The sequence below is a fragment of the Corynebacterium tuberculostearicum genome (assembly GCF_046097255.1).
GTDB lineage: Bacteria > Actinomycetota > Actinomycetes > Mycobacteriales > Mycobacteriaceae > Corynebacterium > Corynebacterium tuberculostearicum_J.
Window position 1 is genome coordinate 252,214 of sequence record NZ_CP175770.1, and the last position, 24,757, is coordinate 276,970.

The 24,757-nt window shown below is 59.1% G+C and carries 33 protein-coding genes and 3 pseudogenes; 12 read left to right on the top strand and 24 right to left on the bottom strand.

Translation table 11 applies throughout. The annotated features are described in order from the left end of the window. Positions 1–66 precede the first annotated feature (66 nt). A complete protein-coding gene (locus ACKFRY_RS01295) occupies positions 67–543 on the top strand; it encodes an S-ribosylhomocysteine lyase (RefSeq protein WP_023020462.1) in 477 nt (158 codons plus the stop codon). Positions 544–686: 143 nt separating this feature from the next. On the opposite strand, the gene ACKFRY_RS01300 is transcribed toward ACKFRY_RS01295, so the two are convergent. Then, on the bottom strand, positions 687–1,793 hold the full coding sequence (locus ACKFRY_RS01300; RefSeq protein ID WP_408923018.1) for a UDP-N-acetylmuramate dehydrogenase: 1,107 nt from the start codon (positions 1,791–1,793) through the stop codon (positions 687–689). A gap of 24 nt (positions 1,794–1,817) precedes the next feature. Between ACKFRY_RS01300 and ACKFRY_RS01305 the strand changes: the two genes are divergently transcribed. The 3 genes from ACKFRY_RS01305 (at position 1,818) to ACKFRY_RS01315 (ending at position 4,058) form a co-directional block, all read left to right on the top strand. After that, positions 1,818–2,309: a DUF2505 domain-containing protein gene (locus ACKFRY_RS01305; RefSeq protein ID WP_179387320.1), complete on the top strand. Its 492-nt coding sequence runs from the start codon at positions 1,818–1,820 to the stop codon at positions 2,307–2,309. 20 nt (positions 2,310–2,329) lie between these two features. After that, positions 2,330–3,142 carry a class I SAM-dependent methyltransferase gene (locus tag ACKFRY_RS01310; protein ID WP_408923019.1) on the top strand — a complete coding sequence of 271 codons (813 nt, stop codon included), beginning with the start codon at positions 2,330–2,332 and terminating at the stop codon, positions 3,140–3,142. 64 nt (positions 3,143–3,206) lie between these two features. Beyond that, positions 3,207–4,058 carry a DUF2993 domain-containing protein gene (locus tag ACKFRY_RS01315; RefSeq protein ID WP_408923020.1) on the top strand — a complete coding sequence of 284 codons (852 nt, stop codon included), beginning with the start codon at positions 3,207–3,209 and terminating at the stop codon, positions 4,056–4,058. Here the strand turns inward: ACKFRY_RS01315 and ACKFRY_RS01320 are convergent. The 4 genes from ACKFRY_RS01320 to ACKFRY_RS01335 are packed head-to-tail and all read right to left on the bottom strand — an operon-like array spanning position 4,055 to position 6,675. Beyond that, entirely contained in the window at positions 4,055–4,564 is a 510-nt protein-coding gene (locus ACKFRY_RS01320) for a deoxyribose-phosphate aldolase (protein ID WP_408921583.1), read from the bottom strand. The genes ACKFRY_RS01315 and ACKFRY_RS01320 overlap by 4 nt on opposite strands. After that, entirely contained in the window at positions 4,564–4,854 is a 291-nt protein-coding gene (locus tag ACKFRY_RS01325; RefSeq protein ID WP_408923021.1) for a DUF2516 family protein, read from the bottom strand. The genes ACKFRY_RS01320 and ACKFRY_RS01325 overlap by 1 nt, the downstream gene beginning before the upstream one ends. A 5-nt stretch (positions 4,855–4,859) precedes the next feature. Then, positions 4,860–5,297, bottom strand: coding sequence for a CGLAU_01105 family protein (locus tag ACKFRY_RS01330; protein ID WP_408923022.1), 438 nt, complete (start codon positions 5,295–5,297; stop codon positions 4,860–4,862). A gap of 19 nt (positions 5,298–5,316) precedes the next feature. Then, entirely contained in the window at positions 5,317–6,675 is a 1,359-nt protein-coding gene (locus ACKFRY_RS01335; protein ID WP_408923023.1) for a DUF445 domain-containing protein, read from the bottom strand. Between the two features lie 436 nt (positions 6,676–7,111). Between ACKFRY_RS01335 and ACKFRY_RS01340 the strand changes: the two genes are divergently transcribed. After that, on the top strand, positions 7,112–7,480 hold the full coding sequence (locus ACKFRY_RS01340; RefSeq protein ID WP_408923024.1) for a phospholipase D-like domain-containing protein: 369 nt from the start codon (positions 7,112–7,114) through the stop codon (positions 7,478–7,480). A 135-nt stretch (positions 7,481–7,615) separates the two neighbouring features. Further along, on the top strand, positions 7,616–8,077 hold the full coding sequence (locus ACKFRY_RS01345; protein ID WP_408923025.1) for an SNF2-related protein: 462 nt from the start codon (positions 7,616–7,618) through the stop codon (positions 8,075–8,077). Here the strand turns inward: ACKFRY_RS01345 and ACKFRY_RS01350 are convergent. The 17 genes and pseudogenes from ACKFRY_RS01350 to ACKFRY_RS01430 all read right to left on the bottom strand — a co-directional run bounded on the left by ACKFRY_RS01350 (position 7,962) and on the right by ACKFRY_RS01430 (position 16,405). Then, positions 7,962–8,806: pseudogene (locus tag ACKFRY_RS01350) on the bottom strand (hypothetical protein). The gene ACKFRY_RS01345 and the pseudogene ACKFRY_RS01350 sit on opposite strands and share 116 nt — an antisense overlap. Then, entirely contained in the window at positions 8,803–9,174 is a 372-nt protein-coding gene (locus ACKFRY_RS01355; protein WP_408923026.1) for a primase alpha helix C-terminal domain-containing protein, read from the bottom strand. The pseudogene ACKFRY_RS01350 and the gene ACKFRY_RS01355 overlap by 4 nt, the downstream one beginning before the upstream one ends. An 84-nt stretch (positions 9,175–9,258) precedes the next feature. Next, positions 9,259–9,657 carry a hypothetical protein gene (locus ACKFRY_RS01360; protein WP_408923027.1) on the bottom strand — a complete coding sequence of 133 codons (399 nt, stop codon included), beginning with the start codon at positions 9,655–9,657 and terminating at the stop codon, positions 9,259–9,261. After that, the gene (locus ACKFRY_RS01365; protein ID WP_408923028.1) at positions 9,654–10,097 is read right to left on the bottom strand and encodes a DUF4406 domain-containing protein; all 444 of its coding nucleotides are present in this window, start codon (positions 10,095–10,097) and stop codon (positions 9,654–9,656) included. The genes ACKFRY_RS01360 and ACKFRY_RS01365 overlap by 4 nt, the downstream gene beginning before the upstream one ends. Continuing rightward, positions 10,094–10,858: a phage antirepressor gene (locus tag ACKFRY_RS01370; protein WP_408923029.1), complete on the bottom strand. Its 765-nt coding sequence runs from the start codon at positions 10,856–10,858 to the stop codon at positions 10,094–10,096. Before ACKFRY_RS01370 ends, ACKFRY_RS01365 begins: the two co-directional genes overlap by 4 nt. 165 nt (positions 10,859–11,023) lie before the next feature. Next, positions 11,024–11,398 (bottom strand): hypothetical protein, encoded by a 375-nt coding sequence (locus ACKFRY_RS01375; protein ID WP_408923030.1) that lies wholly within the window; start codon positions 11,396–11,398, stop codon positions 11,024–11,026. Further along, positions 11,395–11,634 (bottom strand): hypothetical protein, encoded by a 240-nt coding sequence (locus tag ACKFRY_RS01380; protein WP_408923031.1) that lies wholly within the window; start codon positions 11,632–11,634, stop codon positions 11,395–11,397. The genes ACKFRY_RS01375 and ACKFRY_RS01380 overlap by 4 nt, the downstream gene beginning before the upstream one ends. A 416-nt stretch (positions 11,635–12,050) precedes the next feature. Then, a complete protein-coding gene (locus ACKFRY_RS01385) occupies positions 12,051–12,665 on the bottom strand; it encodes a hypothetical protein (RefSeq protein ID WP_408923032.1) in 615 nt (204 codons plus the stop codon). After that, positions 12,662–13,018, bottom strand: a complete 357-nt coding sequence (locus ACKFRY_RS01390; RefSeq protein ID WP_408923033.1) for a hypothetical protein — start codon at positions 13,016–13,018, stop codon at positions 12,662–12,664. The genes ACKFRY_RS01385 and ACKFRY_RS01390 overlap by 4 nt, the downstream gene beginning before the upstream one ends. An 88-nt stretch (positions 13,019–13,106) precedes the next feature. Then, positions 13,107–13,316, bottom strand: coding sequence for a DUF1049 domain-containing protein (locus tag ACKFRY_RS01395; protein WP_408923034.1), 210 nt, complete (start codon positions 13,314–13,316; stop codon positions 13,107–13,109). Positions 13,317–13,333: 17 nt separating this feature from the next. Then, positions 13,334–13,888, bottom strand: coding sequence for a DUF2815 family protein (locus ACKFRY_RS01400; RefSeq protein ID WP_408923035.1), 555 nt, complete (start codon positions 13,886–13,888; stop codon positions 13,334–13,336). 21 nt (positions 13,889–13,909) lie between these two features. Next, positions 13,910–14,437, bottom strand: coding sequence for a DUF2800 domain-containing protein (locus ACKFRY_RS01405; RefSeq protein WP_408923036.1), 528 nt, complete (start codon positions 14,435–14,437; stop codon positions 13,910–13,912). Beyond that, a complete protein-coding gene (locus ACKFRY_RS01410; protein WP_408923037.1) occupies positions 14,400–14,633 on the bottom strand; it encodes a DUF2800 domain-containing protein in 234 nt (77 codons plus the stop codon). Before ACKFRY_RS01410 ends, ACKFRY_RS01405 begins: the two co-directional genes overlap by 38 nt. Positions 14,634–14,697: 64 nt before the next feature. Continuing rightward, positions 14,698–15,051 (bottom strand): annotated as a pseudogene (locus ACKFRY_RS01415) (DUF2800 domain-containing protein); the annotation flags it as partial. Then, positions 15,044–15,459 (bottom strand): annotated as a pseudogene (locus ACKFRY_RS01420) (hypothetical protein). The pseudogenes ACKFRY_RS01420 and ACKFRY_RS01415, both read right to left, overlap by 8 nt. Beyond that, positions 15,456–15,698 (bottom strand): hypothetical protein, encoded by a 243-nt coding sequence (locus ACKFRY_RS01425; RefSeq protein WP_408923038.1) that lies wholly within the window; start codon positions 15,696–15,698, stop codon positions 15,456–15,458. Before ACKFRY_RS01425 ends, ACKFRY_RS01420 begins: the two are co-directional and overlap by 4 nt. Positions 15,699–15,760: 62 nt before the next feature. Then, positions 15,761–16,405: a sigma-70 family RNA polymerase sigma factor gene (locus tag ACKFRY_RS01430; RefSeq protein ID WP_408923039.1), complete on the bottom strand. Its 645-nt coding sequence runs from the start codon at positions 16,403–16,405 to the stop codon at positions 15,761–15,763. Between the two features lie 475 nt (positions 16,406–16,880). On the opposite strand from ACKFRY_RS01430, the gene ACKFRY_RS01435 reads away from it, so the two are divergent. From ACKFRY_RS01435 to ACKFRY_RS01460, 6 genes are all read left to right on the top strand, one after another. Next, positions 16,881–18,050: an ABC-three component system protein gene (locus ACKFRY_RS01435; RefSeq protein ID WP_408923040.1), complete on the top strand. Its 1,170-nt coding sequence runs from the start codon at positions 16,881–16,883 to the stop codon at positions 18,048–18,050. Then, a complete protein-coding gene (locus ACKFRY_RS01440; RefSeq protein ID WP_408923041.1) occupies positions 18,037–18,255 on the top strand; it encodes an ABC-three component system middle component 7 in 219 nt (72 codons plus the stop codon). The genes ACKFRY_RS01435 and ACKFRY_RS01440 overlap by 14 nt, the downstream gene beginning before the upstream one ends. Continuing rightward, entirely contained in the window at positions 18,249–19,898 is a 1,650-nt protein-coding gene (locus ACKFRY_RS01445; protein ID WP_408923042.1) for a DUF2326 domain-containing protein, read from the top strand. Before ACKFRY_RS01440 ends, ACKFRY_RS01445 begins: the two co-directional genes overlap by 7 nt. After that, entirely contained in the window at positions 19,895–20,128 is a 234-nt protein-coding gene (locus ACKFRY_RS01450) for a helix-turn-helix domain-containing protein (RefSeq protein ID WP_408923043.1), read from the top strand. The genes ACKFRY_RS01445 and ACKFRY_RS01450 overlap by 4 nt, the downstream gene beginning before the upstream one ends. Positions 20,129–20,229: 101 nt before the next feature. Then, positions 20,230–21,762: an AAA family ATPase gene (locus tag ACKFRY_RS01455; protein WP_408923044.1), complete on the top strand. Its 1,533-nt coding sequence runs from the start codon at positions 20,230–20,232 to the stop codon at positions 21,760–21,762. Then, positions 21,762–22,934 (top strand): 5-methylcytosine restriction system specificity protein McrC, encoded by a 1,173-nt coding sequence (locus ACKFRY_RS01460; RefSeq protein ID WP_408923405.1) that lies wholly within the window; start codon positions 21,762–21,764, stop codon positions 22,932–22,934. The genes ACKFRY_RS01455 and ACKFRY_RS01460 overlap by 1 nt, the downstream gene beginning before the upstream one ends. Here the strand turns inward: ACKFRY_RS01460 and ACKFRY_RS01465 are convergent. Together ACKFRY_RS01465 and ACKFRY_RS01470 are read right to left on the bottom strand one after the other, a co-directional pair. Continuing rightward, positions 22,915–24,132, bottom strand: a complete 1,218-nt coding sequence (locus ACKFRY_RS01465) for a DNA-methyltransferase (protein WP_408923045.1) — start codon at positions 24,130–24,132, stop codon at positions 22,915–22,917. The two genes, ACKFRY_RS01460 and ACKFRY_RS01465, sit on opposite strands and share 20 nt — an antisense overlap. Further along, a complete protein-coding gene (locus ACKFRY_RS01470) occupies positions 24,125–24,382 on the bottom strand; it encodes a helix-turn-helix transcriptional regulator (RefSeq protein ID WP_041630930.1) in 258 nt (85 codons plus the stop codon). Before ACKFRY_RS01470 ends, ACKFRY_RS01465 begins: the two co-directional genes overlap by 8 nt. Positions 24,383–24,757: the final 375 nt, after the last annotated feature.

Genomic DNA, 24,757 nt, shown 5'->3' on the forward strand with positions numbered 1-24,757 from the left:
CCCAGCGTATGCGGTAAAGAATCTATTTCAGGAAGTGACACTCAGCTGTGATTACACTGGAGAAGCATGACTGAACAGAATGATAAGAAGCTCAACGTAAAGTCCTTCGAACTCGACCACCGCCTCGTCAGCGCGCCGTATATTCGCGTGGCCGACCGCACGGACTTGGGCGGCGGCGTCGAAATCATTAAGTACGACTTGCGCTTCTGCCAGCCTAATCAAGATCACCTTGATACCAAGGCGCTGCATTCGGTGGAGCACATGATGGCCAACTTCATGCGCAATTACACCGATAAGCTCATCGGTTTTGCCCCAATGGGCTGCCGTACCGGCTTCTATGCCATCACTAATGGCATGGAACAAGACGAGCTGCTGCGCGCGGTAGAAGGCGCGCTCAACGATATTCTTAACGCCACCGAGGTACCCGCGGCCAACGAAGAGCAGTGCGGTTGGGGTGCGCACCACAGCCTGGAAGGTGCGCAGGAAGCGGCACGCGCTTTCCTGGGTGCTAAGGATGAGTGGCTTCAGGTCATGGCGGCCTAATCCAGAAACCTTCGCGGCGCAACAAACGCGACAGGCGCCACGCCCGCAAAGCGACCACGATAGACCCGAAAACCGTGTGGTTTAGGGCGCTATCGTGGCCGCTTTATAGGTTTTAGGCCCCAATGTGAAGCGGCAACCTCGCGCTACTCGTCGAGGGCGAGGCCAATCCAGACGGGTTCGGGCACGAGCTCCACGTCGAAAGCATCGCGGACGCCGTCGCGGATGGTGCGGGCAAGGTCCACGATATCGGCGGCCGTGGCCTCGCCGCGGTTGGTGAGCGCCAGCGTGTGCTTGGTCGAAAGCGTAGCCCGGCCAGAGCCTGGGTAGCCCTTGGCAAACCCGGCGCGATCAATGAGCCAGGCCGCGGAAAGCTTTTCCCGGTCGGCCTCGGAGGAGGGGTGGCGGGGCATGGAGTCCGCGGTGGCGTCGCCAAGCGAGGCACGAACCTTGGCCTGCACGGCGTCGGCAAGAGCGGAGTCCACCACCGGGTTGGTGAAGAAGGAGCCGGCAGACCAGGTGTCATGATCGGAAGGGTCGAGCACCATGCCCTTGCCGCGGCGCAGCTTTAAGACCTCCTCGCGGACCTCAGACACGGGGCGGCGCTCGCCCGGGTTCTGAGTAAGTTGGCCAAAGCGCAACGGGCGAGATAGGCCATCGTTGTTGAGCTGGAGTTCTACCTCGAGCACCACGGCGCGGCCGGTGAATTTCAAGTTGGAATAGCGATACGCCAGCTCCAGGTCGGAGGCGGGGACCCACTCATCGGTATCGGTGCGGCGGTTATAAAGGCGCACGCGGGTAAGGACCTCGGAGATCTCCGCGCCATAGGCACCCACATTCTGCACGGGGACCGCGCCCACGGTGCCGGGGATGCCGGAAAGGCACTCGATGCCGCCCAGGCCGAGCTGCACGGAGCGGGCCACTACGTCATCCCAGACGGCGCCGGCTTGCGCGCGCACCACGCCGGTTTCGGTGTCCATGGAGACCTCGTCGAAGTCGAGGACGACCGCGACGAGATCCACGGCGCCATCGGCCACCAAGAGGTTGGAGCCGCCGCCAACGACGATGAATTTCACTTCGGCGTGATCAAGGGCACGCACCACGGCAACGGCGGCCTCCGGCTGCGAGCAGCGCAGTGCGGCCTGCGGTTTTCCGCCTACACGCAGCGTAGTCAGGTCCGCGAAGGTGGCGGCGGGGTCCAGTTCCACGCCGTCGATCGCTGTGAGCTGTTGCGTCAAAGATTTATCAAGCACGCCTACCAAGGTAGTCTGTTAGGCATGTCAACCCGTAGTGAAAACACCGTAACCATCAATCAGCCCATCGAAAAGGTTCACAAGGCGCTGCTCACCAAGGAATACTGGGAGTACATCGTGGCCAACCTCTCCCCTGAGGCGGGCCAGGTGCACGACTTCAGCGATAACGTAGCCACCCTCTTCGAGGTTCTGCCGACCACCCTGCTGCCAGAGGCAGTGCGCGCCATGGTCTCCCAGGACCTGAAGGTCAAGCGCGTGGTTACCGTGGGCGAGCTCAACGGCGAGGCTGCTGACGTTAACTACACCGCGGATGTCAAGGGCACCCCGGTTGATTTCAAGGGCGATATCTCCCTGGCCGGCGAGGGCGAGATGACCAAGCTGTCCTACGTCAACGAGATTTCCGTCAACATCCCGATGATGGGCGCCGCCATCGAGCCGAAGGTGGGCGAGTCCCTGGGCGAGCTCTTCGATAACGAGGGCAAGCTGACCGAGCAGTGGATCTCTGAGAACGCCTAAGTTCTCAAGACCCAATATCTATGGCCGACCACGCACATAATCTGCGCGCCAGCGCAGCTGCGGGTCGGCCTTTTGGCGTTATTACCCGCGGCACCACCAACCACAACCGGCTGCGGCGCTGCGATAGGTGGATGCTCGCGCACCCGGAGATTTCCGCGCTGCTGCGGCATGTGGATACGCCGCTGGCGCTCGATGTGGGCTACGGGGCCTCGCATGCGACCACCGTGGAGTGGGCGGGGTGGCTGCGCCGAGCGAATCCGCGGGTAGACGTGCGCGGATTGGAGATCCACCCGGACCGGGTGCTGCCGCCGCGCGATGGCGTGCGCTTCGAGCTGGGCGGTTTTGAGCTGGCCGGCTACCGGCCGCAGCTGGTGCGCGCGTTTAATGTGCTGCGCCAGTATGACGTGGACCAGGTGGAAGAGGCCTGGCAGACGGTGTGTTCCCGGCTTGCCCCGGGCGGCTTCTTTGTGGAGGGCACCTGCGATGAGCTCGGCCGGCGCGCGGCCTGGTTGCTGCTCGATGCCCATGGTCCGCGGACGCTCACCCTGGCGTGGGACCCGTTTGACGTGGCGCGCCCCTCTGACATTGCCGAGCGCCTGCCCAAAATACTTATCCACCGCAACGTGCCCGGCGAGCCCATCCACGAGCTGCTTCAGGCCGCCGACGAGGCCTGGGACCGCGCGGCCGGCTGGGCGCCTTACGGCCCGCGCGTTCGCTGGCGTAGGGCACGCGCCATGCTTGCCGACGCCCCCTTTAACATCCACCCCGTCCGCCGGCGCCTGCGCGATAATGTGCTCACTGTGGACTGGGAATCGGTGGCGCCGCAAGCTTAAAAATGTGCTGCTAACTTCGCCGTAGACTTTGCCCCGCGCCGTCTCATACGCCACACTGGTACGCATGGCTTCGAAGAAATCGGCGGGTTCACTCGCCTGGAAAATCATCATTGGCATCCTCGTAGCACTTCTCGTGCTCATCTTGCTGGCCGAGTTCGGCCTGCGCTGGTTCATCGGCCACCAGATGACCTCGCAGTTCAACGAGGCCGCTGAGCAAGAGGGCATTCAGGTCAAAGAGGACCCCTCCGTCAGCTTCGGCGGCAGCCCGCTCCTGTTGGGGTTGCTTAAGGGCTCCATTTCCCAGATGGATATGACCACGCCGTCCACCCTGCAAATCGACGGCACCGAGATCAAGGGCCAGCCTGCCTCCGAGATCCACGTGGAAGACATGAGCACGGACCAGGACAATCCGGTGGCCGGCAAGCTGCGCGCTTCTACCACCGTGCCGGATGACTACCTGCTGGCCTCCTTCCAGAAGGGCATTTCCGAGCAAGCCGGCAGCGACAAGGTGGGCAATATGGTGGTCACGGAGATTACCGCCAATGAGCAGGACCATGTGCTGGACGTGAAGTTTGCCGGCGGCCTGGCCAACCTCTCGCTGGAGCCCACTGCCCACGATGGAAAGCTCGACATCCGCGCCACCGAGGCCTCCATCTTCGGCCTTGAGCTGCCGGACCAGGCCACCGAAGCCATCTCCTCCGCGCTACAAAACGGCATGTCGGATCAGTTCGTGGGCTCGGACATGAACGTCGATTCCGTGGAGGTGCTCGATGGCGAACTCAAGCTCACCATCACCGGCACCGATGTTCCGATGAACGACATGGATAAGCTGGCCGGTGGCGGCGAAGGCACCACCGGCAATGGTGGGGCCAACAATGGCGCGCCGCAGCAGGACGCGCAGAAGGAAGCCGCCTAAACCGCAGCGGTGGGAAATTCGAGGACCGGAAGCGTGGCAGCAGCCAACGCCGGTCCTTTTTTCATGCCTGCGGCACCGGCACCGGAATCCGCGCGGTCCGCGCCCGCGGCCTCGCTGCTGCGCACAATGAGGCGCTGGTAGCCGGCTTGGTGGGCGGCGTTGAGGGTGGCGTCGGCAAGCGGGGCGTCTGGGACGATGAGGCCCAAGCGGGCCGGATCCGGGCAGGCCTCGCGGATGGCGATGAGCTCGGAGAGCACGGCATTGGCATCCGTCACGGTCTCATCGAGGCTGACCCACACCTCGCTGGCGCCGGATTGGATGGCCAAGCGCGCCTCAGAGGCCTTGATGAGCGTGTGGTGGCGGCCGGTGGGATAACCGGCAACGGAGATGATATCGGCCGCGCCGGCCCCCGCGGCAATGGAAACATGGTGCGGGGAGACCACGACGGTGTTATCGGCGGCACGGTCCTTGACCGTCGCGGCCGGGGCAGCAAGCAGGTTAAGCATTAGTAGCTGTAATCGCCGTTGATAATGGCCTTGAGCTGCGGGCGCACATCAAACCAGTACACGCCGGTAATGACCGTGCCGATCCAGGACAGGAATGGCATGCCGGTGGCCATTGCTACGGCCGAGCCCGCCAGCAGGCCAACCCACACCCACTTGCCCTGACGGTCGCCGGCGCGGAAGGCATCCTCGCGCGTGGCGGCGGCAAGCACCGCACCGACGATGGCGGTCAGGGTGAGGACTCGGAAGATGTAGCCGTCTAGATTCCAGGCAAGTTCATAAAGGAAATACATGCAGATTAATTCTGTGGGTCGTCGGTATCGATTACTTCGCCATCGATAATATTATCGCCCTGCGAAGGAGCCGAATTCTGGCCGGGGCGCGGCGCATTCTTCTTCTCCGCGCGGCGGGCCTGGGCGGAATTATAGGCGTCCATAACGCCCTCGCGGGTCTCGTTATAGGCGGTAGTGAACTTGCCCTTGGCGTCAGCGAAAGACGCGGACTCGCGGGTGCCGTCCGCGGCCTTCTTCAAGGAAGCACCAAATTCCTTCGCGGTGGCGGTGGCCTTGTCCACCAGGCCATCCTTGCCGGTGGCGCCGTAAGGGCTATGTGCCTGCGCGCCTTGAGCGTGCTGGGTGCGCTCTTCTTGCAGGCGGCCGCCGAAGTCCTTGGCTACCTCAAAAGCAGCGCTGCCGGCATCCTTCAGGGAATCGAAAATCTTTTTATTATCGCTCATTGCTCATTACTCCTTGTGTTTAAGCACCAAAGATCAGGTGGTTGATCGCGAATATCACCAATCCTGCCAGGGAACCGACGATAGTGCCGTTCAAACGAATAAACTGCAGATCCTTGCCCACCATGAGCTCGATATTCTGGGAGGCTTCCTCCGCATCCCAACGCTTGATGGTCTCTGGGATAATAGCGATGATTTCCGGCGCGAATTTCTCCACCGCGTAGCGCGCGGCCTTATCCACGAGGGCATTAGCCTGGGCCAGGAATTCGGAGTCCTCGAGCAGACGGTGCGCCAGCTCCTTTACCTTGGCCGTAATCTTCTGGCGCAGGAAGGACTCCGGGTCATTGAGCTGGTCAATGAGCGTGGTGGATACCGTGCGCCACATGGCCGCCGGTGCCTGCTGGGCCTGGTCGGAGGCGAGCATTTCTTGCTTGATGCCCTCAATGCGCCCGCGCATGTCCTCGTCCCATTGCAGGTCCGCGGCCAGCTTGGACAGGTTGCGGCGAATGGCCAGGCGGGCCTCGTGGTTGCCATTGCTGCGCACCTCATCGGCGAATTCCACGAGCTCGGTATAGACCTTCTCCCCCACCATCTCGCGGGCAAAGCGCGGCGCCCATCCCGGCATGCGCTCATCGATGGCGGTGACCACGGTGGACTCCATGCTCAGAATCTTGCCGTGCGCCCACTCAATGAGGTCGTCCTCCAGCGGACGAGCCTTGCCGTCCGCAATATAGCCCTCCAGCAACCTACCCAGCGGCGGGCCCCACTCGGGCTCGGCCAGGCGGTCCATGACTTGGGTGCGGATGAATTGCTCTGCCTCTTCGGGGTCCAAATCTGCGACCACGCTGGCGGCACGCTCGCCAATCCACGCGGAGACCTCCTCCGCTTTGCCGGGCTCCACACCCTGGCGCGCCAGCCATAGCGGCAGCTCCGCCTCGCGAACCTTGGCGCTAAGCGCATCCGCGGTAAGGAAGTTCTCCTCCACGAAGTCACTTAAGGCATCGCCCACGCGGTCCTTATTATTCGGAATTAGCGCCGTATGCGGGATGGGCAGTCCCATCGGCCGGCGAAATAGCGCGGTCACCGCAAACCAGTCCGCCAGGCCACCCACCATGCCGGCTTCGGCCGCTGCACGCACGTAGCCCACCCAGACGGGAGCCCCGCTTTCCGACGCCTGCCACCACGAACACGCCAAAAAGATCACCGCCGCACCAATCAGGAACGACAGCGCAATCGCCTTCCACCGGCGCAGGTCCGCACGCCGAGCCTCCTGATTGCCAGCCTGCGGTACGGGATCAGCACCCGACAATGCCGGCTCCGGTGCCGATACCGATGCCGATGCGGTTGCCGATTCGAGGCCTTCGTCCGCGCGGTGGGTCATGAGTTCTCCTTGGGTTTAGGAAGGTGCTTTCGAGCTTTATTCTCTAACACTAGTGCGTCCTAAAACACTCACTAAACCACTCGACCAATTCCATTAGGAGTTAGGCCTATGCCCCAACGGACCCTGATCTCTATTAGAAGGTCACGTTCCGTTTCCAACGCTTTCCGGTGAATAGTCATTGCGCATGGGTACCTATACGTAAACTGGTTTCGGGCTTTTATCTACGACAATCAAACCCCCTGAAACGAAACTTAGCTTCGGCCTTCGAAAGTTCTTTCCGTCATATCACCGAATTGATATTGCAACGGGATATTATAGCCTTCGAGGTTGGTCTTCGATTGACCCCTTAGTACGTGAAAGCTTTGAAACAGGAGATGTTGATGGGCCAATCGCCCGAGTCCTAGTGGGTATGGTTCTCCCTTCCCAGCACGAGGAGATGATTGACCAACTCAGGTCGCAAATTTCTCCAAATGAAGATGAAACCTTCTCTCTCCGCGAACAAGCTCCAAAAGTACGAGAGACGCTCAAAGCTCATATGCGAGCACAGCTAGCCAGTGGCATCCCGACTGCTACAGACCGCGAAACCCTGCAATCTCTGAAAGAGCTCGTGGAAGTAGGCGCTGTGGAACTGCGCGTTTATACTCGGCGTGCTCTCCACGGTAAGACCTATCTTCTTCACCACGAAGATCCAAATATCCCTAGTGCTGGTTTTGTTGGGTCTTCAAACCTCACAGGTCCAGGCCTGAACCACCAACTGGAGTTGAATCTCAATACCACAGAGCGCACATCCACGGAGGAACTATAGGAATGGTTCGAACAACTCTGGTTTGACCGGTTTACCCTCCCAATTGACGGTGACGTTCTATAGGTCATCGATGATTCCTGGACCTCTCCACAGCCTCGTTCCCCATTCGATGTATATCTCAAGGTATGTCACACGATGAGCCGAGACGTACGAGCAGGCCTGGCTCAATACGAAGTATCTGAATTGATTGCAGGCACGCTACTGGCGTTCCAGACCACGGCAGTTAAAACTCTCGCTCGCCGGATCATGCAGCGTCGTGGCACCATGCTTGGTGACGTAGTCGGCTTAGGTAAAACCTTAACGGCTATCGCGGTAGCGCTCATGCTCCGAGATAATCATGGGTTCCAGCCTCTGGTCATCTGCCCAAAGAATCTGCAGACAATGTGGGAAGACCACCTGAAGGCTTATGACTTACCAGGCCGAGTCGTTCCCTATTCAATGGTTCACTCCGTCCTACCAACTCTGCCCCGCTACCGCTTCGTCATCGTTGATGAGAGCCACACGCTGCGCAATGAAGGAACCCGAACTTACGACTCTGTTCAGAAGTACCTGCACGAAAATGAAAGCTACGCACTTTGCGCATCCCACCGATCGTGAGCACATCGGCACTCATGTTGCCCGCGTAGGTGCCCAGCACCCGGGCGATCGTGTTCCAAAACGTGGATTTGCCGTTGCGTCCGTCGCCGTAGGCGATGACGAGAGCTTCGACGAACACTTGCCCGATCGCGCCCAGCCCGACGATGCGTTGCACGTAAGCGATGAGCTCGGCATCGCCTTGGAATAACACCTCGAGGGCTTCTTGCCAAAGGTGCGCTCCGTCGGTGCCCGGGTCGAGGTTGGTCTGCTTGGTCACCAGATCCGCCGGGTCATGGTCGCGGCGCGATGCGGCTCCGTGGCGCAGATCGTAAGTACCTGACGGGGTGTTGAGCAGATAAGGGTCGCATCGAGCTGCTCAGGGGTGGTCAGCAGCATGGGGCGGGCTTCTTTCAGGCAGTTGGTGGTCCCGCGCGATTCGCGGCGTTTGAGCGCATAGGCCGCATAGGGGTTCGCGTCCTCGAAAGCGGCGAATGCCTCCTGTTGGGCGGCATTGAACATGGCCTGGGCTTTCGCCTTCGACATCAATGCCAACAACATGGCAGCCCCCGTGGCGGCGAGCTGGTCTTTGGCATCTTCGAGCAGCGAGTGGGCCTCGGCCAGTTGGCGTTCGGTGAGCTCCTGGGCGATGGCTTGGGCAGCGGGCGCGGATTCGTACCAGACACCGTCGTAATAGACGAGCCAGTCGGTGGCCTCCGAGTAGCGCAGCGAGTCCGGATAGGCCTTAGTCAAGGCGTGGGTTTGGCCGACGTCGCTGTAATCAGCGGGCGTACCGGATCCAGGCTCGCCTCAAAATCCTCTGATGGCACATACCAGGGCTGGTTCTTGACCGTCTTGGCGAACCTGATGGCCGACCGCCAGATCGACTCCACCTCCGCCTCGGGCAGCGGCGGGTTGCAGCGGGCGGCCTTGCGGTCAAACAAGTCGCGTGCCTCATCGGTCGTGCCGAGGCGAATCAGCAGCCTGCCAGCAAACCTCGACAAGGTCGCATTACGCGAGCCCTCCTCGATGGCCTGGGTGGCATCATCCCACTGGGCGAACACGTCCTCATCGACCGCGTCGGCAAGCCAGGCGTCGATGGTGCGTTCACCCTCGACCACGGTGATACTCGGATCATTGTGGCCGTAGACGAACCTTCCTGCGTCGATCGCGTTAGGGTCGAAAAACTCAAACCTGGATGCAAGCTACTTCTTGAGTCCCGCGTAGGCCTCAGCATCAGCCACGGGGTTAATTGGGAAGTAGACGTGAAAGCGGGGTCTGGCCGACTGGGCGCCTTTCGCCCGCTGGTGGTTACGGGAGGTGGCGGTCATCAACGCCACACCCGCCAGCCGCTTAGCCAGCGATTCCGGGGTGACCCATTCGGCCTGCTCCTCGCTGTGGGAGTTGTCGACATCCATGACCAAGCAGTTCGAGGTCACGAAACTGCCAGCCAAGCGCCTGCCACCCAGGTACTCGGCAACCACATGATCCAACCTGGCAATCGCCTCCAGGTCGGCTGCCGTGGTCACGGTGTGCGGGTTCGGGTAGTGGGCGTTGTTCTGCTGGCCTGCTACCTGCGCGGTGAACATCGTCATCGCCTTCATAGGGTGACCTCCTCAAAGTCAGCGTCGAGATAGGTGATGGGCAGCTCGAGGTGGTGGGCCCATTCGATCTCGGCGCGCATCCCTGCCGAGACACGGGCCGTGTAAACCCAGATCGCCTCGCACTTGCTCAAAAGAATTCGGTTGAAGAACATCGCCAACTCACGGTCGCTCGCGTCGGTGTCATCCATGAACTGCGGAAACAACAGGTGCGGTGCGAGCGGGATCTTGTACCGGGACACCGCGTGAGCACACAACGCGCGAGCCAGCTTCACGTTGTTCTCGACGTCACCGGAGTACGGGGAACAGATGTAGACCAAGGGCCGATAGCCGTATTCGACGCGCTGGAGATTCTTCAGCGCCTTGTACGCGGTGGGGTCCGGGTAGCCCTCGATGTTGTGGGGCGAGAAACCCAGGTCGATGCTGACAGCGGTCGTCGTCATGCCGCACCGCCGTCCTGCTCGATGACCGGCAGCAGGCCGAACTGGTTCTTCAACAAGTCGTAGACGAAGAACCGTCCCTTCTGGGTCCAGTACATGTGCGTGCGGGTCTTGCCCTCGTCGTACTCGTGGGTCTTGGACTGCGTGTACCCCTGCTCGGCGAACCGGGCGTAGAGAAACCAGCGGCCGGACTGCCTGAACTGCACCCCAGCGTCGTGCAGCAGCGAGTTCAGCTTCTTCGCCGACAAGCCGTAATCCTTGGCGATCTCCGTGATGGTCAGCAGCGAATCCGACTGGAGCACCACGTCGTAGTAGGCGACCTTCGGGGCGGCCTCAAGCAGGGCCTGCTCGGCTGCCAGCCGCTTGGCCCGCTCGGAGCGCAGCTGGATGATGGCACGCTCGAGGAACTCATCGTTGCTCAGGAGTTCATCGAGGGCGTAGACGCCATGGCGGCGGATCGTCGGCAGGACCTCATCGACGACCCAAGCTTCGAAGGCTTGAGCTGCCGGGAGCTTCGAGGAGAAGATGAGCCGGTACAGGTCACCTTCGGTGAGGAAGCGAACCTGCTGGATTCCACCGGCGGTGGGAAGGGGGTGCTGAATCGCCGCCCCCTTGCAGTGCTGCTTCATCGCGTTGGTCGGGTCTTTGTAGCCGAGCGCTTTGGCGACATCTCGGCCACAGAAATAGACCTTTCTGTCGTGGTTGATGGTTCGGATGGTTCCAAACGCATTATTGGTGAATGTCTGGAGGTCAGTGGTAGCCATGAGTGGCTCCTTCTAAGAGCCAGGTTTGACGTGATTCCGGCAGGTCACGGGTGTGGCTGCGTCGGGCTCTCACGCATACGCCCCCGAGGACACAAGAATCCGGACACCCAGCTCGGAGCAGTTTTGACACTCGCAGTAACCGCTTGCTACTGCGTCACCCTGGCCTCAGCCCTGAACCCAAGAGGGCAACGAGTATCTGGGGCAGTCCTTCATGTAGAAATCACACGAGTACCCGTCTGCCGTTAGCGGCAACCCCTGCGCCCAGGCAGGCGCGGTGGCCAACAGCTCGCAGATCCCATCCACGGTGGCCGTGGCGGTCTCCACCACGATCTCGTCATGGACGTTCATGACGATCCGATGCCCAGCGCGATCGACCTGGTGCATGCCGAACGTGAGCAGGTCTCGGGCGACGGCTTGGACGATGTTCTCGGTGAGTTTCCCACCGTAGGTCTCCAACTGGCCCCACTTGCGACCCGTCGTGATGCCCTCGTGGTTGATGGCAGTCCCACCGAACCTGTTCTCACCCAGCTTGGGTTTCACATAGGCCAGGCGACGCCCGGGGGCAGTCGAATAGACATGATCCCGGATTCCACGGTGAAGATCAGCGCACCAACACTGGTCGGCTGGCGAGTAGAGATGGCCTCGACTGCGGCAGCGTTGATGCCGGCCCACAACTGCACCACGTTCGGGTTGGCTGCCCGCCACGCATCGACCAACGGCTGGAGCTCGGATTCAGCCAGCCCCATCCGCAGCGCCTCCATGGCTTTCAGGGGCACCGACGCCGCCTTGATAGCCACAGGCGAGCACCGCGATCTTGCCTTTCTGACGCAGCTCGGCGTTGACTCCGTGCTTGTCGACGGGGACACCAAACATGCGGCGCGCGGTCTCGCAATACAAATCCTCCCGTCACGGAAAGCCTGCAGCGTGGTGGCCTCGCCTGCAAGCCACGCGATGACTCGCGTCTCGATCGCGGAGAAATCGGCCACCACGAACCGGTGGCCGTCGGAGGGGACGAAAGCGGTGCGGATGAGCTGCGACAAGGTGTCGGGTACGGAATCGTAGAGCAGCTCCACAGCTTCAAACTCTCCTGTCCGCACGAGGTCTCTGGCCTCGGCCAGGTCGGGCAGGTAGTTGCGGGGCAAGTTCTGGACCTAGACGAGGCGACCAGCGAAACGCCCGGTGCGCCCTGCCCCTAGAACTGGAGAAACCCCCGCCCGCGCCCATCACGACCTGCCACATGCTGCATCGCCTCGAATTTTCGCAGCGACGACTTCGCGAGCTCACTGCACAGCAGGAGTATCTCGCGCACCTCACCAGTAGCCGTATCGAGCGCGGCGGCGACTTCGTCTTTCGTCAATGACTGCAGGGGCGTGCCATGAGCGGCGAGCCAGTCCTTGAGCTGGATCGGCGAGTTCGGGTTCTCCAGTCCCGTGAGTTCTTTAGCCCGGGCCAGCGTGGTGGCGCGGTGCTGCCGATCGCACGCCACCGCGTTGTCCAGGAGCACCCGGTCGAGCCGGATGCCGGTGTCGTTGACGTTCTGGTCCAGGGCGTAGGTGCCCCACTCGGCCTCGGGGACCGGGAATGCGGCGAGCCGGTCATGGATCGCGAGCTCGACCTCGACGTCGCGGTGGTTGTAGGAGATGAACTGCTCCCACCCAACCGGGTCGGATGCAGGAGGGTTGCGCATCCCGCCCTGGTTGAACACACTGGGCTTGGCCGGGGTGCAAAACTGGAGGATGAGTTTCTCACCCGCGCTGTCTTTCCCAACAGGCAGGTCAAGGACGGTGCCGACCTGCTCCAGGCTCATCGGCAAACCGAGGTACGCGGACCACACCATGGTGCAGCGCCACTGGGCAGGATCGAAAACCTGCGGCCCGCCATGAGCCCTGGATGCTGTCTGGCCAGCCAGGCCGAGAGGCAGACGCGCTCGAAGGCCGCGTTGAATGCCCATTTCGTCACGCGCGGGTCGACGAGTGCGGCCAGCACCGTGTCGGGCAGCCGGTCTCCGTTGTCGAGATCGACGACCTCAACCGGGCCGCCGTCGATCGAGTAGCTGTACAGGAGGAGCTCGAAGTCGTCGTGGTCGGCGTAGGGGTACACCCCGGATTTCGTCAGGTTCACCGGCGAATAGGCCTCGATGTCAATGAAGAGTTCATGCATGCGCGACAGCTCCTAGAAAACAATGGGTGCTGGGAGGACACCGCAACCAAAAAGTGGGCGTGGTGGTCCTCCCAGCACGGGTGAGGGGTTAGCGGTCGTGGTCAGCGCGGTACTTCTTGAGCTCGGCCTCAGTGTCGGCCATGAGCTTGTCGATGCGTTTGCGATCCTGGCGGATCGCCCGACGTTCGGCAATCACAGAGGCAATCTTTATGACTGTGAGGCCGAGGACAGCGCCAACGAGCAGTGCCACGACTGTGGTGGTGTTTGCGGACAGCGCCGCTGAATAACACTCGTTCATGATGCTTCTCCGCTCTTCTAGTTGAGGAAGTCGTCCGAGGCTGCTGCGAAGCCTCCGAAGTCGGCTTCGGCGCTGATCCGGTTGCCGTCGAGGGCTTCGCCGTCACGCAGTTTCTGGATGTTGCCCAGCCCGCAGGCGATACCCCGGTTGCCGTTCGTGTTGAACGCGTAGAAGCTGATGCTCACGCGTGCGCAGCAGCCCGAGTAGACCTCGCTGGCGTCCAGGATCGGCTGCAGGTCCGTACCCACGACCTGGGGCGGGGTGGTCGAGTTGGCATTGACGAACATCGCGTTCGCATAGGCTTCGTCGTCGCGTTCGATGTCACCGTCACGCAGCGGGAGCTTCAGCGCGGCCTTGTTCGGGCGCTTGCCACCGAACTTGGCCGTCCCGGCATCGATCGCCGCGTCGATGGCGCGCTCGATCTTGGCCAGGGTCTCGGTGTCGGACTTCGGGATGATCAGCGACACGGAGTACTTGGGCTTGCCGCCCTGGATGGACTTCGCCTCGAAGATGTTGGCGTAGGACAGGCGAACCTCGCCGGTGACCACACGGGTCGGATTCTGCATAGACATTCTTGTCTTACCTTTCTGTGTTTACTTGGCTAAAATTGATGTGAATTCATCTGTTGCCGACTGGATCTCCAGTGCGGGCCTCTTATCGGATTCGGACACGAGCATGGGCTTACCGGCAGGTTTGACCACGAGGTCCCCAAGGAGAGTGGTGAAGCGCTTCTTGCCCAGCTGCTTCTCCAGCGCAGTGATAGTCTTGAGCTTGCGCTCCCACACGTCGACACCGGCTACCTCAGCTGTCTTGGCGACAGCGGACTCGTCGGCGTACTTGCGGATCGAGCGGCCTTCGACGAGCTTTAACCCTGGCCAGGTCTTGCCTTGGTTCACCGCCAGCGACAGCGCATGCGCTTCCACATCGGCAGCCCACGCCTTCAAGTCCGGCAGCTGGGCCAACACCTGTCCGATCTCGGCATTGCTGAGCTCGGCAGGGGGTGCGAACTCATGCTTGGCAAGCGCAAGGTTCGCTTCAGCGCGCGTCCGGCAGGTAGGTGCGAATTTGCAGAACCGGCGCCACTCACCAAGAGCGAACTCGCCATCCCCGCTGGCAGCCAACGCGGCACGGGGGTTTGACGACCTGCTCTGCCCATGCCTCCAGCTCGGGCACCGGGATCGTCCAGGTTGAGACGTTCGAGCGCCTCGGTTGGAAGATCGTCACCGCCACTTCGGTGATGTCGTATAGCGCCCCGAACGCGTTCAACGCGCCGAGGACATAGAGCATCAACTGCGTGTTGTGCTCGGCCTCGACCATGCCCCCCCTGGCAGTACTTCAAATCGATGATCTGAAGCGTGGGCTCAGCGATGATCACGCAGTCGCCGGTCCCGAACCCGCCTGGCACCACATGGCCAAAGTCTAGGCGTTGCTCGATGAGCACCTGCGGATCCGCGCACACCTGGCGTACGTCACGCAGCCGCTCCTGAACGAACGCCACATAGTCTTCCGTGAGGGTGTCCATCTCCGCGTCATGCCAATCCGAGACCGGCTTCGTGGTCGGCGCTTCGTGCAGGGCGCGGGCGAGCTTCCACTCCGCGAGCTTGTGAGCAGCGGTGCCTTGCTCGGCAGCAGACGATGAGGAGTCTGGGAGTCCAGCTTCCAACGTGGCTGAGGGTGTGCAGGCCAACCAGCGGTGCGCGCCCGAGGCGCTGAGCAGTGCGTGTTTGTTAGGCATCGGCAATCGCCTCCGCCTGCTCCAGCAGCTGCCCAAACTTGGACGGGTCAACCTCGGAGAGCTTGTTCGCGCCAACGGCCTGGATCAGTTCACGCATGCGGGCGGTGTGGCCTGCCTGCGACAGACGTGCCAACACTGTGCGGACCTGCTCCAACGTCACCTGCACAACCTCCGGAGCAGGAGCCGGTGCCGGTGCTGGCGGCTGGTGGGGCGCTTTGTACTCTTCGGCAGTATCTTCCAGCGCTTGCTGTGCGAGGTGGGCTGCGGCGATCGGGCGAGCCCCGACATACCGGGTTGATCCTCGAACGATTCCCATGCGGCTTCTTCGATCATTGAGGCCAGCATTGTGACGCCCTCCGCGATTAGGTTCAGCGCCAGGATGTGGCGGTTCGCTTCGGTGGCGTTCACGAGGCATCACCACCGCTTTGAATGACCTCGACGGCGCGGACCAGGGGCATGAGGTCGTCGTTCGGGCGGATGATTTCTACTGAGTGGACCTGGTTGCCTGGTACGAGAACGGTGAGCTGCTGGGGGTTGCCGAGCAGCTTGCGGGCGATCCTGCTTCGGATGCTGACCTTACGGGTAGAGACCGCAGCGTCAGGTTCGGGCTGGTCAGTCAACGTGACCTTGAGACGATGCTTAGCCATCGTTTCCTCCTTTTGAATCAGATGAGCGTCGGATGGTGCTGGCCTTCATGCGGGCAGGGCACTCATACGCCCCCGACAGGAGCCAGATCCGGACATTCCTGCTCGATGAATTCCTGAAGCTTCTTCAGGGCCCGCTTGACCGAGCGCCCGATGCTGTTCGCTCGCTTGGCCACATCGGCTTCGTTGGCACCGGGCAGCTCCTCACGAGCGATCTCGACGAAGGAAAGCTGCTCAAACACATGCAGGCGGATATGTTCGGCTTGCTTGACGCTGACCTGAGACAGCAGCCAATCGACAACCAGCTCACTGTCGACCTGTTCTTCGTGAACCGAGACGTTCAGATACTGAGGCCCGTCATGGACCTCGACTTCCCAATCGCAATAGGAAAGGTCGCCACGATTTCGAGCATTCTCAGCGGCACGAAAACTGAGGTAGGCAGCGCGCAGATACGCAACCTTCCACTCCGGCACGTACGTCGGGTCGTAGAGCAAGACGAGAACCTCATCGGCGCTCAACCCGAGCAACTCGTCGCCAACGGGTGGGTCGACGAGCTCAATCCACGCATAGTTCTGCATGCCGTCCTTCGAGACGGTCGAAGGAACATAGATCTGGGTGTAGACCTTGCCGCCGACCTTCTTGATGCGGACGGCGTAGGGCTGGTATCCGGTGTCGGGTTTCTGTGTGGTTGAAAAAGTAGGAGTTGCCACGGCTGGTTCCTTCCGCTGGATGCGGAAAGACCCACGGGAGACGCCGCTAGTCGTCTGGTGTCGGTGAAGCGGACTGCATTGGCATGGCTATGGGCGGACATCCGGATGGATGCCCGCCCCAGCGGCTCCTGCAGATCGTTCCGACTTGGGACGAATAGAAACCTGAGCTCAGTTGTTGGCTACGGATCGGCGTGATCACGGTCGATCCGGTGGATGCGCCTCACGTTGCGTGAGGCGTCTCCATGGACTCGCCCGGAACGTGCACATCCCGGTCGTGTCCTGAGTGCGAGGCCACGCCACCTGCCCGCATAACCCACGCGAGATACGCAATCGCCAACTTCTCGTTGCAAATGCACAGCCGTGATAGACTCTTGCCCATCTCTCATGAGCTATGTTCACGGTAGAAAATGGCACCTCGGCCATTTAGACGCTTTGGGACAGCCTGGGACAGTTGGGACAAACTCCGGTGGAGGTGATGGCGAAGTTGCTCTTCAACGATGTGATGAAGGCCGTCTACCCGCACCTGCGCGGCACCCGGAACACAGCAGACTTCATGCGCAACATGATCGAACGGCTATGCGCCGTCCCTGAGGAGCACTGGTTCACGCCCCGAGGTAGGACACCGGATCAGGACTACAAGGATGAATCCCTGCGGAAGTTCTATAGTCGCGGGATCACGAAAAAGCTGGCGCGCGCCATGCTCGCTAATCCCACCCGCGACAACTTCGTCGATTCCCTCAACTACGTCGATGACATCGAGACGCAGTCAGTCGAGGAGGTCAAGGCGGCGCTGGCTCGCAGTATCCAGCCGTTTACCGGCGAAGATGTCGACGAATTCAATGTTGGCGACGTGTTGTTCGACTTGATCCAGCAAGCGTTGGAGTTCGTTGTCAATCCGGAATTGGAGAATGACCGTAAGCTCCAACGAGCCACGGCGGTGTCGGATGCCGTCAAGGGCAAGCTCGGTTCTCGCCTGTTGGAGGAGTGCAAGTACACCTGCTCGCGCACCGGCTGCGGCAAGCACCTCCAGCCGGTCACCGACGACGGCGCGACAGCTCCGCTCTATGCGATTGGACGAATTGAAGGCGAAGCTCGTACTTACGAGAATCTGGTCGCGCTGTGTCCAGACTGCTTCCACGCCTACACGCTCAACCACAAGAAATCCGATGCAAGAGACCTGGGGCGTAATAAGAAGGCGCAAGTCGACGCAGCCCAGGTACGCAAGACACTGACCACGGTCGATATTGAACGTGGCATCAGCAAGGTCATCGAGAAGCTCGGCAACGCCAACCCCAAAGAACTCGAGCCGCTGAACTTCGACCCAGTCGCAGTCAAGGACAAGGTCGACCAGTCAGTCGACGTGTTCGTGTTCGACGAAGTATTCATGCACGTCACGCGATACTTCAGGTTTATCGAGAAAGAGCTGCAGGAGCAGGCTCGGCTCAAGACGTTTGATGATGGGTTGTTGCGAGCCGAGATCAGAGCCTCGTACAAGAAGCTCGCTGACAAGGGGTACGCGAAACAGCGGATCCATGAAGCCCTGACCATTCGGCTCAGTCAGATCACAAAACAGGATGCCCGCTACTGCGCTTACGTGACCTCCTACTTCGTCCAGTCCTGTGAGGTGTTCGATGCTGCTTCCTAACAAGTTGTTCGCCTACCAGGACACGGTGCTGCCGCTGCTTCCGACGATCCTAAGGCTCCTGGACACCCCGAAGACCCCGAATGAACTTGCCGTCGCCCTTGCCCCCGTCACGACGGATCCAATCCGGCTGATTGATGCGCTCGACTGTCTCTACGCCCTCGGCAAGGTTACGCTCAGTGAGGAAGGAGTACTGGAGCGATGCTGAAGCAGATCAGTTGTGCCTTGTTCAAAGAAGGCGACACACCACGCCCGCCGATCCAGTTCCATCAAGGACTGAACACGATCCTCGGCGCAGTCCGAGGCGAGGCCGGGTCAATCGGCAAGTCCACGATGATGCTCATCATCGACTTCGTCTTTGGCGGCAACACCTACGTCGACAGCGATGCCGTCCGGGAACTGCCTGAGCACGCCATCAACTTCACCTTCGAATTTGATGGTGCTTCTTACAACTTCGTCCGGCGCCCCCATGAACCCAAGGTTGTGGTCAACATCGATGCCGACGGCAGCGTGCTGAAAACCCTTGAGCTCAAGGAATTCACAGACTGGTTGGCCGTCCAGTACGGCATGCAGTTGGCGGGTGCGTCGTTCCGACAGATGCTCAGCAGGTTCTTCCGGATCTACGGCAAAAACAACCACAACGAACTCAAACCACTCCAGACCCGTGGTGGTGAGGAATCCCAGAAGGATGCCATCGCGATCCTGATCTCCTTGTTCCAGTACTACAGCTCGATCGAGGACTTCAAGCAGCAGCTACAGAGCGCTGAGGACATGATTGCGGCGTTCAAAGCTGCCAGACGCTACGAGTTCATCCCATCGGCAGTTGACGGGTTGACTAAGTACAAGCAGAACGTCGTCGAGATCGCCTCCCTAGAGCAGGAACGTGCGCAACTGGCCGAATCAGATGAAGCGACAGTCGATCCGAGCGAGGTCGAACTCGCTAACGCACGCAACGAACTCAACCGCCAACTCGGCGACGTTCGACGCCTCATCAAAAACAGGCACGACGAGCTACACCTGCTCGATTTGAACCTACGCCACGGCGCGTACCCCACCGAGGCCGACCTCAAGAGCCTGCAAGAATTCTTCCCCGAAGCGAACCTGGCCAAGCTTGTCAAGGTCGAGAAGTTCCACACCAAGATCCAGACGATCCTCGCGGAAGAACTCACCCAAGCCCGCGAGCGCGTCCAACGCGAGGTAACCGAGCTTCAAGAACACCACGACCTCATCCTTTCCCAGATGGATGCGATCCCCACATCCAAAGCGTTCACGCCAGAATTCCTCGACGCCTACACGGCCCTAGATCGGCGGATCACCAAGCTTAAAGAGCAGAACGAAGCGTTCGACCAAAACCACAAGCTCCAGACCGCGAAACGAGAAGCCAACACGCGCTACCAAAACCAACTCGAAAGCGTGCTGGCACAAATCGAAATCGCCATAAACACGCAGATGGACGCCATCAACGACGAGGTCACCGGCGGGGAGTACAACGCGCCCCGACTGACGATCACGGCCTTCAACTCTTACGACTTCGAAACGCCGAAGGATAAAGGCACAGGCACAAACCATCGCAGCATGATCATCTACGACCTCGCCGTGCTGCAGAACACCGTGCTCCCAGCACTGGCACACGACTCGATCGTGTTCGACTCCATGCCTCGCCCAGACCTCAGCAACCTGATCCGCGTCTACGCCGATCAAGTGGAGAAACAAATCTTCATAGCTGTGGACAAGACCAGCGAATGCACCCCCGAAGCCCAATCCATCCTGCAAGAAACCACCGTCCTGAAACTGGACAACAACGAGAAGGCGCTCTTTGGAGAGAAATGGAGCCGGAAGGAACGTCCATGAAGATCCAATACAACAAGCTCTGGAAACCCCTTATCGACAAGAACATAAACAAAGTCCAGCTCCGAGACAAGGCGCGCATCAGCAGCAACTCACTAGCCAAACTCGGCAAGAACGAACCAGTACACATGGACGTCCTCATGAAGATAGCGACGGCTCTCGACTGCAGAGTTGAAGACCTTTTCGAGACCCAAACTGACTCAGAGAATGATGCCAATGCTGCCAGAAACTAGGACCAGTCGGACCACACTTCGACGTAAAGGCTTGATTGAAATGATCGGTCTCCGAATACTGCTCCCGAGTCTAACCGCAAGTCCGCATGCAAGGAGGCAAGATGTATCTTTCCGCTAAGACGATCAGCGCGGCACTCGATCAGCTCCAAGGGACAGCTTCCCACCTGCTCAAAATCTGGTTTGTATTAAAGCACATGGGTTTGAGCCGAGACACGTCCGTATTGATCGATACGCAGAATTCAACTCCCACCCTGCAGAGGCTGTTCTCCTGCGGCAGTCCTGAGGGAAAATTTTTTGTTCCCTTTGCGCACACCGTCCGTTACGCCTTCATGAATGGCGACGCTTCGCGTTCAATTATTCAAACCAATATTCAGCGATGGAAAACATCGGATTCAGTAGTTTCCGGATCTCCCACTGCATACCTTGATTTCTCCGATGAGGGAAACAAGATTCGAGTATCACTCGGAAGGATCTACCCCCAAGGTTTGGGACACGGTGGAGATGGGTTCGCCCTAGAAGAGGACGCACGAGTCGCTATCCCTATTGAAGCAATGGCGGTTTGGCTCTTCCGTCAAGATGAGCTGGACCAGTATTTTGACGATAGTGACCCTAACAAGCTCTCGCAGCAACTCGTCGAAGCCCTCATACGCGAGCTGAACCTTGAGCCCGGCGAGATCGAGGCAGTTTTTGTAAACAAGCCAATCGATATCGAGACCAGTGACGCTCCGCTTAGCGATGCGGAGTTGTTGGCAATCTGCAATTCGGCATTTGAGGCCAAGTTGGAAGTCGAAATCCGCAAAGAAGATCGGCTTGAGTACACAAAGAGGATTCAGTCAGTGACAACAATCGATTCAGCACCAGCATGGACCATGATTTCCCCAAGTGAACAGCTAACCTCGCTAGTCAAAGCAGGAGAGCGCGCAATTCTTCTGTTTGGACCGCCCCGAACCGGGAAAACCCGTGCCATCGATAAACTTGTTCAGCGTAATTCTGAGGATCGTGAGACTATTCAGCTCCATGAGGGGTGGGGTTATGAGAACCTGATCCTAGGACTCGCGCCCGGTGAGAAACCGGGAGAATTCGAATGGACTGAAGGTCCACTCCTTCGCGCGCTTCGAAACGGCAAGAGGCATATCGTTCTAGAAGAGATCAACCGCACTCGAATTAGCCAGGCCTTGGGCGAGTTATTCTCTCTTATCGAGCCAGCGTACCGGGGCGAGACCAACGGCATCACGCTTCCGAATGGTGCGCAGATTTTTATCGATCCAGAAGTGGTTTTCTACTTCACTATGAATAATGTCGACACGAACACGGAGGATGTTGACGACGCACTCATGGGACGTATGGCAAGTGTCTACTTTGATCCACGCATTGAAGACCTTGACGCGATACTTAGGCACAGAGCTATTCCTTCAGATACAGCCGCAGCCATTAAGGCTGTCTTCACTGCTATTCAAGACAAGTATCCGCTGGGTCATGGATACTTCGCCGGGCTTCAGCCGAGTGATGACTTCCGGATGTACTACATGTGGAGAATCCGACCGGTCTTGATGAATCATTTCTCTGCCTATGAGCCTGAAGTGGTAGCGCAAATCGACAACCGCGTAGATGAACTCTTCACAGGAACAGCGTGATGCAGACTTGGCACGCCGTCGAGAACGAGATTTCGGCGTTACCCGGCCTAACCCCAGCTGATGTACCCACTGGCTTGCCAGACAACATCCGTGTTCTCCTTCAAGGTGGAGTTCTGCAGATTCTGGCGTCAAATGTTGCCGGGAATATCCCGCTTCTTAATGGCAATAAGCTTGTCATTTCTCCGAAGCATGCATCGCTCAATCCAGTTTCGATGCTGCTGTATCTTCACGATTCTCAGTCGGCTCGACTGGTGAACGATGCTCCGTTCGGATACTCAAGCGGGTCGCACGATTTCGGCTTGAGTTCGTTGGCAGAGATGTTGTCCCGGGAGCTCTTATCCTTTGCAGCAAGACCAAAGTTATTTCGCCGCAAGCCTACGCTTGAGGCCACGTCATCTGCCGTTGGACAGATAAACTGGCCTGTGACAAACCTCCGAGCGCGGCGAGGAGATACCGCTCCAATCGTAACGAGACGACACAGGCCGACATTTGATATCCCCGAGAACAGAATTATCAAGTCGGCTGCCAAACGAGTATTGGGACTCTTGTCTAGTGACGCTCCTGGGGCGCGTATAACGCACGATTGGGCAAACTGGCAGGCATCTACCTTTGCTGGTTATGACGATATCCGCAAGGTCAGCCAGATGATGCGAACGAAAAATGTGGGAGGTTCGCATTCCTACTACAGCAATGCGCTCGGTCTCAGCCTCGTCATCCTCCAAGCGTCCGGAATTGACCACGGTGAAAGCTGGGAGTCTGACGGATACTTGTTCAATATGCCTGGACTTTACGAAGACTTTGTGCGAACAAGTCTCATGAGAGCTGCAGAGCCCACTACTCTAAGCGTTCAAAAGGGTTTTGCCTCCAGTAGCTTTCTGCTTACGAATGGCGAAGTCCAGCTATTTCCAGACCTGACTATCTATCGCGGCGGATCTATAGAAGCTGTCCTCGACGTAAAGTACAAGGTACCCGATGCGAAGGATCTGTATCAGATCTATACATACATGCAGTTTGCGCGTCTCAACGAGGCTTATATCATCTCACCTTCCGTTCGAACTGGAGACGTGGTCGAGACGTTCGACGGTCACCGAATCAAATGTCTTGGTTTGGATAGCAGTTCTGCGATAGACGTCGACGCACTTGCGTCGAGGGTTATCGAAACTCTGCGGTAAAGAGGGGTTGCTGCACGGTGGTTGAAGCCAACACTCGCTCAGCAGTGGCGAGGTATTCTGCGCTGACATCAAAACCGATATAGCTCCTCTCGAGCTTCTTCGCTGCAACGGCGGTAGTTCCAGCACCCATGAATGGATCAAGAACCACATCACCAGGGTCCGTTGAGATCGCGATGCAGCGCCCAGGAAGCTGAACCGGGAACTGAGCCCCATGCCTATCTCGGCCAGAAGAGGTTGGCAAGTACCAGAAGTCACTAAGCTTGTCCGACTCAAGCAGCTGTCGCCCACCAAGGTCTGAAGGTAGCTCCAAGTATGCGGCCTTGTTGAACTTGGGGGTTCGTTTCCGAGTGAGATGCAGAATGTACTCAACATTTCTGCTGACTCGCGACTGCTGGGGTTCAGGAGTTGTGGCCTGCTTGCACCACGAGATCGTGCTTTTTACGTAGTAGCCGATTTGGGCAGCACGCTGAGCAATCCGTTGCGGGATCAAACACTGCTCACCATCTTTCAGATACGAGTGTCCGGCGGAATACCGCAAGTACTCGTGATCTTTCCACGATCGTCCATCCTTGCCTTGCATCGCATGCAGTGTCTCAACTGCACTACCACGGATTTGAGTGCGAGTGTTGTACGAATCCATGATGTTCCACCACACGGAGCCATCTGAAGTAATTTTCGGAAGCAACGCATGCAAGACCTCAACCGAATGGCGAATAAACCCTTCAGGTGTCTGCTCGAGACCAAACGAGCAGTACTCGCCATCCGCCCAAAGGCGTTCACCAGGCTCGTCATAGACCCGCATAGCCCAGTACGGCGTTGAGGTGACAACAGTATTCACCGAACCATCTTTCAGTCTTCCAATCAGCTGGAGAGCGTCTCCGACAACGAAGGAGTCCTTTTGAATGACCTCTTGACTCTCGGCAACGAGCACGGCTCCGGTGACGGCTCGACGGAGATATTCAAGAACTCTGCTGCGAGGAACGAATGTCTCGGAGAATGCATCTTGATCTAGAAGTTGCCGAACGTCGGCCTCGGACAAGATTGACTTCCTGCCAAGGACACGCCTAATGAAGCTGTGAGCCATGCCCACAACGGGGGCAACAAGCTCAATGGGGAACACTAAGTCGGTAGTACTGCTGTCGGGGGAGGCGACCGCCGTTTGAGGCTTGATGGTATACGCCTGCTTCATCTCACTCATTACGCCCGTCGCCGGTTCCTTCCTCATAACAGTCTTCAAAAGCCAGAATGTCGTTGGGTGAACAATCCAACGCTTTACAAATCCGCCCAAGTGTCGCAGTGGTAACCGTCTGATTTCGGCCCAGCTTCGTGATGGTTGATGAGCTCAGACCGGCAAGGTCTCTGAGCTCGCCCTTCCGAATTCCTCTGTCGATAAGCAACTTCCAGAGGTTTCTATAGTCCTCGCGAGGCGCGTTCGATGTGTCAACCATGCGGCCAGAATACCATATCGCATGATTATTCGTGCGATACAGTCGGCTTTGATCAAGGTGTACATTTGGGCATCGCATGACGCCCACCGATACTTTTTACACCCTCGGGTGCTGCGGTGACTCGGAAGCCCGGATCAGCTCTGCCCGAAGATCCTCATCGGGTACTTTGCGTCCTTTCAAAACGCGAGAACCCCCTCGAGCTGCGTCTCTGCGTAGGCACAACGTCTAGCTCAAGGGCCCCAACCTGCTAAAAGCTTTGTAGTTGACTAGGGATACAGATGGTCGTCGGCCCACCTGCAAGAACGAATAGCAAGCGGTATCGCCTACAGGTAGAGGTGCTACCCACATCATTTGTTGAGACCCCGTGTCTATTCC